The organism is Phocaeicola barnesiae DSM 18169 = JCM 13652 (assembly GCF_000374585.1).
GTDB classification, from domain to species: domain Bacteria; phylum Bacteroidota; class Bacteroidia; order Bacteroidales; family Bacteroidaceae; genus Phocaeicola; species Phocaeicola barnesiae.
In genome coordinates this window covers 361,838-375,893 of the sequence record NZ_KB894643.1, presented here as the reverse complement: position 1 = coordinate 375,893, position 14,056 = coordinate 361,838, and the positions used below count along the sequence as shown (strand labels likewise).

General features: G+C 51.5%; 10 protein-coding genes and 2 tRNA genes. 6 read left to right on the top strand and 6 right to left on the bottom strand.

All coding sequences use genetic code 11. The annotated features are described in order from the left end of the window. Positions 1-61: 61 nt before the first annotated feature. Entirely contained in the window at positions 62-2,617 is a 2,556-nt protein-coding gene (locus C510_RS0101580; RefSeq protein ID WP_018709584.1) for an adenosylcobalamin-dependent ribonucleoside-diphosphate reductase, read from the bottom strand. A 421-nt stretch (positions 2,618-3,038) separates the two neighbouring features. Between C510_RS0101580 and C510_RS0101575 the strand changes: the two genes are divergently transcribed. Beyond that, complete coding sequence (locus tag C510_RS0101575) at positions 3,039-3,779, top strand: nitroreductase family protein (protein ID WP_018709583.1); 741 nt, start codon at positions 3,039-3,041, stop codon at positions 3,777-3,779. Between the two features lie 77 nt (positions 3,780-3,856). Here the strand turns inward: C510_RS0101575 and dnaA are convergent, their stop codons facing one another. The 3 genes from dnaA to C510_RS0101560 form a co-directional block, all read right to left on the bottom strand. Next, positions 3,857-5,263: a chromosomal replication initiator protein DnaA gene (gene dnaA / locus C510_RS0101570; protein WP_018709582.1), complete on the bottom strand. Its 1,407-nt coding sequence runs from the start codon at positions 5,261-5,263 to the stop codon at positions 3,857-3,859. Positions 5,264-5,589: 326 nt separating this feature from the next. Further along, positions 5,590-6,477, bottom strand: a complete 888-nt coding sequence (locus tag C510_RS0101565) for an MlaD family protein (RefSeq protein WP_018709581.1) — start codon at positions 6,475-6,477, stop codon at positions 5,590-5,592. Between the two features lie 21 nt (positions 6,478-6,498). Beyond that, positions 6,499-7,743, bottom strand: a complete 1,245-nt coding sequence (locus tag C510_RS0101560; RefSeq protein WP_018709580.1) for an N-acetylmuramoyl-L-alanine amidase family protein — start codon at positions 7,741-7,743, stop codon at positions 6,499-6,501. Positions 7,744-8,199: 456 nt separating this feature from the next. Between C510_RS0101560 and folD the strand changes: the two genes are divergently transcribed. The 5 genes from folD to C510_RS0101525 all read left to right on the top strand — a co-directional run bounded on the left by folD (position 8,200) and on the right by C510_RS0101525 (position 11,700). Next, complete coding sequence (folD, locus tag C510_RS0101545; RefSeq protein ID WP_018709577.1) at positions 8,200-9,081, top strand: bifunctional methylenetetrahydrofolate dehydrogenase/methenyltetrahydrofolate cyclohydrolase FolD; 882 nt, start codon at positions 8,200-8,202, stop codon at positions 9,079-9,081. An 18-nt stretch (positions 9,082-9,099) separates the two neighbouring features. Then, the gene (locus tag C510_RS0101540; RefSeq protein ID WP_025892110.1) at positions 9,100-10,182 is read left to right on the top strand and encodes a CapA family protein; all 1,083 of its coding nucleotides are present in this window, start codon (positions 9,100-9,102) and stop codon (positions 10,180-10,182) included. Between the two features lie 77 nt (positions 10,183-10,259). Next, positions 10,260-10,333 (top strand) — tRNA-His (locus tag C510_RS0101535). A gap of 41 nt (positions 10,334-10,374) precedes the next feature. Next, positions 10,375-10,448: transfer RNA gene (locus C510_RS0101530), tRNA-His, on the top strand. A 118-nt stretch (positions 10,449-10,566) separates the two neighbouring features. Then, entirely contained in the window at positions 10,567-11,700 is a 1,134-nt protein-coding gene (locus C510_RS0101525) for a hypothetical protein (protein ID WP_018709575.1), read from the top strand. Between the two features lie 4 nt (positions 11,701-11,704). On the opposite strand, the gene C510_RS0101520 is transcribed toward C510_RS0101525, so the two are convergent. Next, positions 11,705-12,904, bottom strand: a complete 1,200-nt coding sequence (locus tag C510_RS0101520; protein WP_018709574.1) for an MFS transporter — start codon at positions 12,902-12,904, stop codon at positions 11,705-11,707. Between the two features lie 100 nt (positions 12,905-13,004). Then, complete coding sequence (pheS, locus tag C510_RS0101515; RefSeq protein WP_018709573.1) at positions 13,005-14,024, bottom strand: phenylalanine--tRNA ligase subunit alpha; 1,020 nt, start codon at positions 14,022-14,024, stop codon at positions 13,005-13,007. Positions 14,025-14,056: the final 32 nt, after the last annotated feature.

The window sequence follows — 14,056 nt, the reverse complement described above, 5'->3', positions numbered from 1 at the left end:
AATCCATGAAGGAAACAGACAGCCTCTGTTATTATCGGGAAGTGATAGTGCTGATGATGGTTTATCCGCAACGTGAAGAACCGCAGGTCTTGCAGATGAGGCAACCTTCCTGGTAAACCAAGGTTTCGTTGCCGCAATTCGGACATTTCACGCCTTTGGCTTCGGTACCGTCCTGAACATATTTCTTCAAGGCACGTTCCACACCGTTCTTCCAGGTGTTGATGTTCTCGCTATCCAATTGCAGGGAACCTACCAGTTTGATGACCTGGTCAATCGGCATCTGCCAGCGGAGGACGCCTGAAATCAGTTTCGCGTAGTTCCAGTATTCCTTATTGAATTTCTCGGACAGGCCTTCGATGGTCATCTTGTAGCCTCGCTTGTTCTCGAACTGGAAGTCGTAGTGTTTTACGCCGTCCTCGTCGTAGTTCTTGATGATACGTCCGTGAGTGACTGATCTCGGCAACAGGATACCTTCTTCGTCGTCCTGCAGACCGGTAAAGATTTCGTAGGGACGTCCGTCGAGCAGACCCACGAAGGCCACCCATTTCTCCTTGTTGTTCTGGAAACGTACTACATCGGCTTCCAGTACTTTCGGACGTACTTCCACCACTTGCGGACGTTTGAGCAACTTGTCTACGGCAGCCGTATCGGCCTTCTTTTCTTCTTTCTTCTTGGTAGAGAGGAGCACGCCGGCACGTGAACCGTCGCGGTAAACGGTACATCCTTTACATCCGGAACGCCAGGCTTCCACGTAGAGGCGGTTCACCAGTTCTTCGTCGACATTGTTCGGCAGGTTGATGGTGACGCTGATGGAATGGTCCACCCATTTCTGGATGCGTCCCTGCATCTTCACTTTCATCAGCCAGTCGACATCGTTCGACGTAGCTTTGTAATAAGGTGATTTGGCCACCAGTTCGTCTATTTCTTCCTGGGTATAGCGCTTGTCCGGATCGTATCCGTTGATTTTCATCCAGGTCAGGAACTTGTGATGGAAGACAATGTATTCTTCGAAAGCATCACCTGTTTCGTCGATGAAATCTATGTGGACGTTGGTATCGTTCGGGTTGACTTTCCGGCGGCGTTTGTATACCGGCATGAAGACAGGTTCGATACCCGAAGTAGTCTGTGTCATCAGGCTGGTGGTACCGGTCGGAGCGATGGTCAGACAGGCGATGTTCCGGCGTCCGTATTTCACCATTTCCTCGTACAGTTCCGGGTCGGCTTCTTTCAGGCGGTTGATGAACGGGTTGTTCTTTTCGCGTTTGGTATCGTAGATTTCGAAGGCACCGCGTTCCTTGGCCATGTTGATGGAGGAGCGGTAGGCCGCCAGTGCGATGGTCTTGTGTACCTTTTCAGAGAAATCGCTGGCTTCTTCGGTTCCGTAGCGTAATCCCATGGCGGCCAGCATGTCACCTTCTCCGGTGATACCTACTCCGGTACGGCGTCCCATACCCGACTTGCGGTAAATCTTTTCCCACAAGTGGCGTTCGGCACCTTTGACTTCGATGCTTTCCGGGTCGCTGTCAATCTTTTCCATGATTTTCTCGATCTTCTCCAGCTCCAGGTCGATGATGTCGTCCATGATGCGCTGAGCCAATGCGACGTGCTTCTTGAACAGATCGAAATCGAAATAGGCTTCCGGAGTGAACGGATTGACTACATACGAGTAAAGGTTGATGGCCAGCAGACGGCAGGAGTCATACGGACAAAGTGGAATTTCGCCGCACGGGTTGGTAGAAACCGTACGGAATCCCAGGTCGGCGTAGCAATCGGGCACCGATTCGCGAAGGATGGTGTCCCAGAAAAGTACGCCCGGTTCGGCCGATTTCCAGGCATTGTGGACAATCTTCTTCCACAAGGCGGCGGCATTGATTTCTTTCGTAACCGCGGGATGGTCGGAATCAATCGGGAATTGTTGGGTATAAGTCTGGTTGTCTACGGCGGCCTGCATGAAGGCGTCGTCCAGCTTTACCGAAACATTGGCACCCGTCACCTTGCCTTCCGTCATCTTGGCGTCGATGAAGGATTCCGAGTCCGGATGTTTGATGGATACGGTCAGCATAAGTGCTCCACGGCGTCCGTCCTGTGCCACTTCGCGGGTAGAGTTCGAATAACGTTCCATGAAAGGAACCAGACCGGTAGAGGTCAAGGCAGAGTTCTTTACCGGAGAACCTTTCGGACGGATGTGTGACAGGTCGTGACCCACACCTCCGCGTCGTTTCATCAGTTGCACCTGTTCTTCGTCGATGCGGATGATGGCACCGTAGGAGTCGGCCGAACCGTCCAGACCGATTACGAAGCAATTGGACAAGGAAGCTACCTGGAAGTCATTGCCGATACCGGTCATCGGACTTCCCTGAGGGATGATGTATTTGAAATGGTCGAACAAGTTGAACAATTCTTCCGCCTTGAGTCCGTTAGGGTATTTGGCTTCGATATGTGCCACTTCATTGGCGATGCGCCAGTGCATATCTTCCGGCGATTTCTCGTAGATATTCCCGAACGAATCTTTTACGGCGTATTTATTGACCCACACTCGTGCAGCCAATTCGTCTCCATTGAAATACTGCAACGAAGCGTTGAAGGCTTCGTCGTAGCTATACGTCTTTTTTTCCACGGTTGATATATTGATAATTGGTTTGTCGATTAAAGCAAAAGTGTAGAAGTTGTGCTTTCAATAACTACGACGGTACAAAGCTATAGATGTTTTTTCAATTCACAAAATAAAATCTCCGGAACTTACATGGACTATTTAAACTTTTCCAAAAAGCAAATTTAAAATGCTGATATACAACATACTATTTTTACAATGTTAATTAAAAGTTTTCCAAAACTGAAAACTTGCATAATTCAAAGTTTATGTTATAGCCTGTCAGAATGATGTCTTCTTCTGCCTGTTCCGGAGCATCCGGAGGAAATGGAAGTGCCTGTTTGTAGCCGCTTCGGACAGGACGGGGCCGGAGGTATGTTTTTTCGTTCCAAGGGTATGAAATTAGCTGAGATTTATGTAAGTTTGTAAGGAAATAAATCGAGTGAAAATGGAATCAATTAAAAACAGACGTACCATACGTAAGTATACGAGTCAGGACATCCCCGATTCGTTGTTGAATGAGTTGCTGGAAGAGGCTTTCCGTGCGCCCACAATGGGGAACATGCAGCTCTATAGTGTCATTGTAACCCGTGATTCGGCACGCAAGGAACGGATTGCTCCGTTTCATTTCAACCAGCCGATGGTGACTTCGGCGCCGGTCGTGCTTACCTTCTGCGCCGATTTCAACCGCTTCTGCCAGTGGTGTCGCCAGCGGAACGCCAATCCCGGATACGATAATTTCCTTTCGTTCCTGAACGCGGCAAGCGATACGCTTCTGGTTACCCAGAATTTCTGTACACTGGCCGAGGCAGCCGGATTGGGCACCTGCTACCTGGGTACCACCCTATATTCTGCCGGCGGTCTGATCGAGGCTTTGGAATTGCCGAAGCTGGTTGTACCGATTGCGACCATTACCGTAGGTTATCCCGATGAATGTCCGGCCCAACCGGAGAGACTTCCCATCGAGGGCTTGATTCACCAGGAGACTTATCGGGCATACGGAGAACAGGATATCGACCGGATTTATGCGGAGAAGGAGGCCATGCCCGAGAACCGGCATTTCGTGGAGGTGAATCGTACGGAGAATCTGGCTCAGGTATTCACCGACTACCGCTATACGAAGGCCGCAAACGAAGAGATTTCGAAGGTCTTGCTGGAGACTTTGCGCCAACAGGGATTCCTGGACTGAGGCCGGAACAATAGTAAAAAGCCCGGACTGAACAACGCGTGTTTCAGTCCGGGCTTTTTGCTTACGGAACATTTCCGTTATTTGGTCCGAAGGGTCGCTTCGATTTCTTCGATTTCGTTCTTGAAGGCCTTGTCTACCTCTACCTGGTCTTTCACCATCTTGCAGGCATGGAGTACGGTAGCATGGTCTTTGTTTCCGATGAGCTGGCCGATTTTCGACGAAGAAGTATCGGTATGCTTCTTGGCCAGATACATGGCTACCTGTCTTACCTGTACCACTTCGCGCTTGCGGGTCTTGGTGTGGATGGCGGACGTATCGATCTTGTAGTGGCTGCATACCTTTTCGATGATGTCGTTTACGGTAATCGGTTTGACTTCCGCGCATTTCACCGCTTTCTTCACGATGCGTTGAGCCAGTTCCAGGTCGATTTCGCGCTTGAACAGAATGGATTGAGCCAACAGGGAGTTCACGATACCTTCCAATTCACGCACGCTTTCGTTCACGTTCTCGGCAATGTAGCAGATAACCGATTCCGGAATGACCAGTCCGTCCTTCTTGATCTTGTTCCGCAGGATATTCTTTCTCAGTTCGATATCCGGCTTTTCCAGCTCGGCCACCAGTCCCCATTTGAAACGGGTGAGCAGACGTTCCTCCATACCCTGTAGCATGACCGGAGCGCGGTCGGAGGTCAGGATGAGCTGCTTGCCGTTCTGATGCAGGTGGTTGAAGATGTGGAAGAAAGTATTCTGGGTCTTCGTCACCCCGGCAAATTCCTGAATATCATCGATAATCAGTACATCGATGGTCTGGTAGAAGCTGATGAAGTCGTTGAAATGGTTGGTACGCACGGAGTCTGTGTACTGCACCTGGAAAAGGTGTGCAGATACGTACAATACACGTTTCTCCGGATAAAGTTCCTTGATACGTGTACCGATGGCATTGATCAGGTGGGTTTTCCCCACGCCTGAAGGGCCGTATAGAAACAACGGGTTAAACGTACGGGCCGGGTTCTGTGCGACCGTTTCGGCTACCGTGCGTGAAAATTCGTTGCTGTTTCCCTTGATGAAGTTCTCGAAGTTGTAGTTCGGATTCAGATGCGGGTCCAAATCCTGAGGTACGGCTGCTTGTAGCGGGTTAGGTGCCTTGTTGGCATTATGTATAGGCTGCTGGGGCAAAGCGGTCGACCGTTTTGTCCCTTCAATATTCATGGTGATATGGTTTGTCTTATCCGTCAGGATGGAGTACATCAGCTCTGTCCCTTCACCGATTTCTTTATACAAGGCCGCACGAAGCAATCCCACGTACTTTTCTTCCAGGTATTCATAGAAGAAAGGACTTGGGACCCCAATCGTAAGTGCCTTGTTCTCGTACTTGAGTGGTACGATAGGCTCAAACCATGTATTGTATGCTGTCGTGTTCACGTTGTCTTTAATGAACGAGAGACAACGATTCCACACTGCTACAGCCTGGTTGTTTTCAATCATACGTGCGTTGTTATTTTTAACTGCAAAAACTTCTACTTTGCAAATTTCGTAAGGATATTTTAGAAAAACAAATCTGTTTTTGCTTGCTTTTTTTACCTTTTGTTTAAGATATTGATAATTAACTGTTTACAAAATAGTGTAGTTGGACCTTCAAACAGGATATCTTGCACTTTTCAACGTATTGTACATCAATATTTTAATCGTTGGTTTTCTTGCCTTTTATCCGTGTGCGCTTTTAGTTTTATCTATTGATTATCAAGCGTTTGTTTTTAAGCTATCCGGAAGTCCGGATAGCTTTTGTTATTTAGACTATTTCTATATAGCGCTTATTTGTCTTTCTTTCCGAAGAGTGAGAAGTGTACGTAACGTTTCGGATGTGCCTGCAGGTCTTCCAGCAGACTGGCGGCATTGCCGGCCGTAGCGCTCAGGTTGTTATACAATGACGAGTCGTTGAGCAGCAGACCCAGCGAGTTGTCTTTCCGGTTGAGCTTGTCGGTAAGCAGGCGTACGTTCTGAAGGGTAGAATCCACTTTGATGAATGTAGATGCGTAATCAATATTCTTCAGGTTGCCGCTGATTTGTTTCAAGTCTTCGGTGATGGTGGTGATGTTGCCGGTCAGTGCCGGAACGTCTTTCGACATCAGGGTGTTCAGCTGCTTGCTGGTCGCGTTCAGCGAGGCGGTCAGCTGTTCGGCGTTATGCAGGGTATTCTTCAGAGCCGGGTCGGCCAGCAGCTGGTTGAGTGAGCTCAGGATGGAGTCCAGTTTCGGCATCATCTGTTCCACTTTCGGCAGGAGTTCCTTTTCGGCTACTCCCATGATACCCGGATTGGCGCGTCCCTGGATGGTATCGCCTGCGGCATAATAGGTCGTACTGTTGAAATCCAGTACCAGGTTGATTTTTACGGTACCCAGCATTTCGGTCACCAGGTCTGCGTAACTTCCTTTCGGAATACGCATCTTTTCGTCCATGTCGATGCCTACCACCACATGGCCGGGTTTCTGGTAATTGTATTGGATGTCTCTTACCAGACCGACCTTCAGTCCGTTGGCAAAAACCGGACTTGAGTTGGCCAGTCCGTTGATGTCTGTAAACTCTACGTAGTAGTAACTTTCAGGCTTTAACATGTTTACGCCTTTCAGGTAGTTGATACCGAAGAAAAGTACCAGCAATGCACCGATACCGGCCAAACCTATTTTTACTTCTTTTCTCATTTTGTTATTTGTAGTTTCTATTTATTTTCTTCTGTTCCGTTTGAATTCGCGGATGGCTTCGTTGATGTTCATCTTCTGTCCGTCCTTGAAGGCGATGATGAACGCGTCCTTGAATTTGGCATCCACTTTGGTACGTTTCAGGCGGAGAATCCGGTTGTAGTCGGTATCTTCGCCGTAGGTGTATTTCACCAGCCCGTTCTCCTTATAATAAGATACCGGAGTCAGCCCTTTCAGTTGCCTGCTTCCTTTCGGAAGTACCCGCGACGAGGTGGTAATCTGAATCTTGAATACCGGGCGCGAAGCTTCCTGTTTCGACGCGTGTCTGGCCGGTTGCACCTCGGAGCCGTTTGCTTGCGGGGCGCGTGTGTCGGCTGGGGCGGCCGGTGCTTCGGGTATCGCTTCCCGCGAAGCGGAGTCTGTTTCGTCTGCCGGAATGTTGGTCACCGGCGTCGTTTCCCGGTTGCCGCCGGAGCGGACGTTCCTTTGCTGGTTCCGGTAGTTGGCGATAGCCGTATAGATGCTCCGTGCCATGGTGGCGCTTCCGTTTTCCGAAATCAGGAAAGAGGCTTCGGTCGGATTGGTGATGTATCCCAGTTCCACCAGGATGCTGGGCATCGAGGTTTCGCGCAATACCAGGAATCCGGCCTGGTGTACCCCCTTGTCCTGCCGGCCGTTGTTCCGGAACTGGCGTTGTACCAGTTGGGCCAGGCTGACACTCTGGGCCATGTACTTGTCCTGCAGGAATTCGAAGATGATGTAGCTTTCGGCCGAGTTCGGGTTGAATCCGGCGTATTGCTGCTTGTAGTCATCTTCAATCAGAATCACTGAGTTTTCCTTTTGGGCGACTTCCAGGTTCTCTTGTGTACGGTGCAGACCGAGGGTGTAGGTTTCCGCGCCGCTTACCCGGCTGTTCCGTGAAGCCAGCGAGTTGGTATGGATGGATACGAACAGGTCGGCTTTGACGTTGTTGGCTATTTCAGCTCTCCGGTGTAACGGGATGAATACATCGCGGTCGCGCGTATAGACCACCCGCACATCCGGCAGGTTCTGTTCTACCAGCCTGCCCAGTTTCAGGGCTACTTTCAGGTTGATGTTCTTCTCCTTGACGTTTCTGCCGATGGCACCCGGGTCATGACCTCCGTGTCCGGCGTCGATGACCAGCGTAAAACGGTTGTCGTTCCCGGCAGATGCGGGAGCCTGGAAGAACAAGGCCAGAAGAAAGGCCCCGATGATAGGATATAGTATGTTGAATCTTGTAGTCTTCATAACCAAACTTCCTGCAAAGGTAATAGAATTTTTTGTTTCTCTCCTTCCTTCCCGTCCAAAAGATGCAGATTATTCGATATAAAACCCATAAAAACAGGGGAATTTCCTATCTTTCGCCGAATCTGTCCGCGTGGAAGCCGGTGTTTTGCCGGCTTCGGAATCCCTCCGGCGGGAACGGACGGACATGCGGCGAAAAACGAACGGACGTTTTCACGAAGACCTGCGGACGTTTACAGGAAAACGAACGGACGTTTACAGGAAAACGAACGGACGTTTACAGGAAAACGAACGGACGTTTACAGGAAAACGAACGGACGTTTACAGGAGAACGAACGGACGTTTGGGAGGAAGGTACTTCGCCCGAAGCTCTGTTAATTTAGCTTAAACCTGTAAGGAAGAAACCTGACGGGCCGCAGAATCTCTTATCTTTGTTACACTCATAAAAAATCAGAAGATATGACATTGATAGATGGAAAGGCTATTTCCGAACAGGTGAAGCAGGAAATAGCGGCCGAAGTGGCTGAGATTGTAGCGAAAGGAGGCAAGCGTCCTCATCTGGCGGCGATTCTGGTCGGACACGATGGAGGAAGCGAGACCTATGTGGCCAATAAGGTGAAGGCTTGCGAGGTTTGCGGTTTCAAGTCGACGCTCATCCGTTACGAGGCGGATGTGACGGAAGAGGAACTGCTGGCCAAGGTGCGTGAACTGAATCAGGATGACGATGTAGACGGATTCATCGTCCAGCTGCCGCTCCCGAAGCACATTTCCGAGCAGAAGGTCATCGAGACCATCGATTACCGCAAGGATGTGGACGGTTTCCATCCCATCAACGTAGGTCGGATGGCCATCGGCTTGCCTTGTTATGTGTCGGCTACTCCGAACGGAATTCTGGAATTGCTGAAGCGTTATCAGATTGAGACCCAGGGAAAGAAATGTGTCGTGCTGGGACGTAGCAACATCGTGGGCAAACCCATGGCGATGCTCATGATGCAGAAGGCTTATCCGGGCGACGCTACCGTGACGGTCTGCCATAGCCGGAGCAAGAACCTGGTGGAGGAATGCCGTGAGGCCGACATCATCATCGCGGCGCTGGGACAACCGAACTTTGTGAAGGCCGATATGGTGAAGGAAGGGGCCGTCGTGATTGACGTAGGTACGACCCGTGTACCGGATGCTACCCGTAAGTCCGGCTTCAAGCTGACCGGCGATGTGAAGTTCGACGAAGTGGCTCCGAAATGTTCCTTCATAACCCCGGTACCGGGTGGAGTAGGCCCGATGACGATTGTATCCTTGATGAAGAATACTTTACTGGCCGGTAAGAAGGCCATTTACGGATAAAGGATGAATGCTTTTTCCCTGAAACGGATAGGGTTGCTGATGGCCTGTTGGCTTTCGGCAACCCTTTTTCGTGCCCAGACGGCCGATTCCATCCGACTCCTGTTCGTGGGCGACCTGATGCAGCATCAGGCTCAGATGGACGCGGCGAAGCGTCCGGACGGCACTTACGACTATACCTCTTATTTCAGGCAGGTACGTCCGGAGTTCGACCGGGCGGACTTGCTGGTGGGGAATCTGGAGGTGACGCTCGGCGGGAAGCCTTACCGGGGGTATCCGGCGTTCAGCGCGCCCGACGAGTTCCTGTACGAATTGAAGCGGGTGGGTTTTGATGTGCTGCTTACGGCCAACAACCATTGCCTCGACAGGGGACGTAAGGGGCTGGAGCGGACCGTCCGGATGCTGGATTCGCTGGAGATTCCTCATGCCGGCACATACAGGGAGGTGGAGGAACGTTCCCGGCGTTATCCGTTGCTGGTTACGGTGAAGGGCTTCCGGATTGTCCTGCTGAACTATACGTACGGCACGAACGGGATTCCGGTCACGCCGCCCAACTACGTGAACGGGATTGACCGCGCCCAGATTCGGGAGGATATTCTGAAAGCCCGGAGGATGAAACCCGATGTCATCATCGCCTGTATGCATTGGGGAATTGAATACCAGTCGCTCCCCCGCCGGCAGGAGCGGGAGTTGGCCCGGTGGATGATAGGGCTGGGGGTGGACCACGTCATCGGTTCGCATCCCCATGTGGTGCAACCGCTCGAAGTCCTGACCGATTCGGTGACTCCGGGGCGTCACCTGGTGGCCTATTCGTTGGGGAATTTCGTGTCGAACATGCACCCTACCGGTACGGACGGAGGGATGATGGTTTCGCTCACTCTCCGGCGGGTGGAGGGGAGGACCCGTCTGGCCGATTGCGGCTATGCGTTCGTGTGGACTTCCCGGCCGGTTCTGTCCCGGAAACCCGGTTACGAGCTGTATCCGTTGAATATAGCTGATAATCTGCTGAATGTGAACGAGAAAGAACGGATGTCCCGCTTCGCCCGGCAGGTACGTTCGTTGATGGAGCGGGAGACGAAAGGAATAAAAGAATACTTTTTTTGAAGTTTTTTCGGCGAAAGTCTTGTAGATTCAGAAAAAAGTCCTACCTTTGCAACGCTTTTGAAAGGAAAGCCAACATGGTGACTATAGTTCAGTTGGTTAGAGCGTCAGATTGTGGTTCTGAATGTCGTGGGTTCGAGTCCCACTAGTCACCCTCTCTTTTCTTGATGAAGTATTTTTTAGATTACCAACATGGTGACTATAGTTCAGTTGGTTAGAGCGTCAGATTGTGGTTCTGAATGTCGTGGGTTCGAGTCCCACTAGTCACCCTATCAAACTCCTGATTCTTCAGGAGTTTTTTTGTGTCCTTCCGCTTTTATTCTTCGGTTTTATTTGTACTTTTTAAAAGATTTTTAATATCTTTGTAGAAAAGGAATAGGAGGGAGCATGAAACTACGTACCGTCGCCAAATTTGCCGTAATTCTTTCTACCTTGTTGTTTTGTGTAGGAGTAGGCGTATATAGCTTTGTCCAATTGAAGTTGGCCGACAAGACCCAGACCGTGGACCTGCTGGAGTTGGTTCCTGCCGACTCACGTGGCCTGCTGGAGACGGACAATGTGGATTTCTTCATCAGTGAGCTTCCGCGGATGGCCTACGCGGCCCAATTCGATACCTTGCATCAGTCTAACCTGATAGAGACCATCTTTTATGAACTTACCCAATATACTTCTCATGCGGCACACGGGTTGAGCAACCAGGTCAACCAGCTGATGCTCAGTTTCCATTTTCCGGGCAATCCGCGCGACATGGTCGCTTATTTCCGGATGAGCAAGGAGGGGAAGGACCTGTTCAAGGAAGTGCTCCGCGAGAAATACGGTGACCGGTTCACCCCGAAGAAGGAAATCTACCGGGGAAAGGAAATCCAGGTATATCCGTTGGATGCCGAGGATTTCCTGTCGCTATACGGAGGGAAAGGTTTTCTGGTAGCCAGCCATGAGAAGCGGCTGATAGAGCAGGTCATCGACGCGCAACTGGACAAGCGTTCCCTGAGCCGGGATACGGTATTGGCGTCGTTGCGTCACAACAAGTCTTCCCGTTTCATGACCTTCTACGGACGGACGGCCTCGGTGCCCTTGTTGACGGGCAAACGGGATTATTGCTGGAGCGAGTTCGACCTCCACATGAACAGCGAAGTCATCTACCTGAATGGTTCCATGGCCGCTCCCGAAGCCTGTATGCCTGTCATGGCCGAACGTCTGGGCGGTATACCGCAGGTAGCGAAGGACAGCCTGCTCATCCTTTCGGGAACCGCACGTATCGATTCCTGCATCAACCGGGCTTCGGTGGCTCAGGGAGACACCCTCTTCAATCAGTGTATCGCCAATCTCTCGCCTTCGGCCTCGTACATCATGGTGGCCGACATGCAGGAGGTGGTCCGCAACAAAGAATTCTTCAAGCCTTATCTGCCGCCGTTCATCAATGAATGGGCCGAGATGTTCGACCCCTTCATCCTTTCCGTGCAGGTGACGGAAGTGGACGGACGTTTCTCTCACATCTTTGTCCTGACCTACCGGGAGTGACGGGTCATCTCAACTTGTACTTGTTGTAGTCCGGACCGGCCTTGAACTGGAAGTAGAACAGGGAAATGACGGTCAGCGCCGCGCCGAACAGGTAGGAGATGCGGAACGAGGCGATCTCGGCGATGTAGCCTCCGGTGAGCATCCCGATTCCGATACCCAGGTCCCACGAGGTCAGGTACGTGCTGGTAGCTGTTCCGCGCTGGTTGTTCGGTGCCAGATTGACGAAGAGCGTGTTGTAGGCCGGAAACATGGTACCGAACCCGATTCCCAATAGCAGGGAGATGGCAAAGAACAGCACGGTGGTGAAAGTCACGTTCCAGTCTACCAGCCATCCGCACGCGGTAAGGCTGAAATAGCAGAGGCACACCAGGTACAGACCGGCCTGAATCACTCCGGTCACCATTCCCTTATCTACCAGTTTACCGCTGAACAACCGGCTGATGGCCATTCCTATGGCCATGAGGGTGAAGAAGAAGCCGGTTTCGGCCGTCAGTCCGATCTGCTTGGCGTACATGGCCACGTAGTTGGTGGTCATCCCGTAGGGGATGGACATAAGCAGCAGGCAGATGCCGGCCGGAATCCCTTTCAGCAGGATGAAGCGGTCCAGCGAGATGGGTTCCCGCTTTACGGGCGGGCGATAGCTGGTCTTCACCAGGCAGGCAGCCAGGAATCCCAGGATACACGAAGCCAGTGAGTAAGAGAAGATGGTGATGTAGGATACCCCGGCGCTATGCAGGAACAGGCCGAACATCGGTCCGATGGACATGGCGATGTTGTTCGACAATCCGTAATATCCCAGTCCTTCGCCGCGTCGGGAAGAAGGCATGATGTCGATGGCTACCGTGTTTCCTCCCACCGTCACCATTCCGAACGAAATGCCGTGGACGATGCGGAGCAGGATGAACAGGGTAAGCAGTCCGGCCACCATGTAGCCGGCAAAGACCAGGGTGAAGATGAAATAGGCGAACAGGTACAAAGGCTTGCGGGAGAACGTGTCCAGCAGGTAGCCCGAGAACGGACGGATACAGAGGGCCGCGATGGTATAGCAGCTCAGTACCACGCCGATGGTGGTGTTCGATACCTGGAATTCTTCAAGTAGATAGAACGGAAGTACGGGGGTGAGCAGCCAGAATCCGAAATAGAGCAGGAAGTTGGCCGCCAGGATAAAGCAATAGCTGGGAGTAACAAGTTTGTCCTTCTTCATAGCCTGATAAAAAATGAATCATCCCGACCTCGCTCGGCCGGAATGATTCTCTTAGCGTATTTTATTAAGTGCATATAAATGCCGAATATGTTGGGGTTTCCTAGTTGGCCGCTTCGAACTCTTCCAGGAAACGGGTATCATTCTCTGAGAACATACGCAGGTCTTTCACCTTGTATTTCAGGTTGGTGATACGTTCTACACCCATACCGAAGGCATATCCGGTATAGATTTTGCTGTCGATGCCGTTGGCTTCCAGTACGGCAGGGTCTACCATACCGCAACCCAGGATTTCCACCCATCCGGTGTATTTGCAGAACGGGCAACCTTCGCCGCCGCAGATGTCGCAGCTGATGTCCATTTCGGCGCTCGGCTCGGTGAACGGGAAATAAGACGGACGCAGACGGATCTTGGTCTCCGGACCGAACATTTCCTGAGCGAACTGGAGCAGCACCTGTTTCAGGTCGGTGAACGATACGTTCTTGTCGACATACAGGCCTTCCACCTGGTGGAAGAAGCAGTGCGCGCGGTAGCTGATGGCTTCGTTACGGTATACACGTCCCGGGCAGATGACGCGGATAGGAGGCTGTGACACTTCCATCACACGGCTCTGTACCGATGAAGTATGTGTACGGAGCAGGATGTCCGGGTGGCTTTCGATGAAGAAGGTATCCTGCATGTCGCGTGCCGGATGGTCTTCGGGGAAGTTCATGGACGAGAACACGTGCCAGTCGTCTTCCACTTCCGGTCCTTCGGCGATGGTGAATCCCAGACGGCTGAAGATGTCGATGATTTCGTTGCGGACGATAGACAACGGATGACGGGTACCCAGTTCGATGGGGTATGCAGTACGGGTCAGGTCCAGTTCGGCCGCTCCGTTATCCTGGTTCTCGAACGTTTCCTTCAGGGCGTTGATACGTTCCTGCGCAAGGTTCTTCAGTTCGTTCAGTTTCATACCCACTTCCTTCTTCTGTTCGGCGGGTACGTTGCGGAAATCCGCCATCAACGCGTTGATAGCTCCTTTTTTACTCAGGTACTTGATGCGGAGGGCTTCCAGCTCTTCCGCGTTGGCGGCCGTCATGGCTCCCACTTCCTGAAGTAATTCTTCTATTTTTGCTAACATATTTCTTCGGTTATTATTTTTCGTGAGGGCAA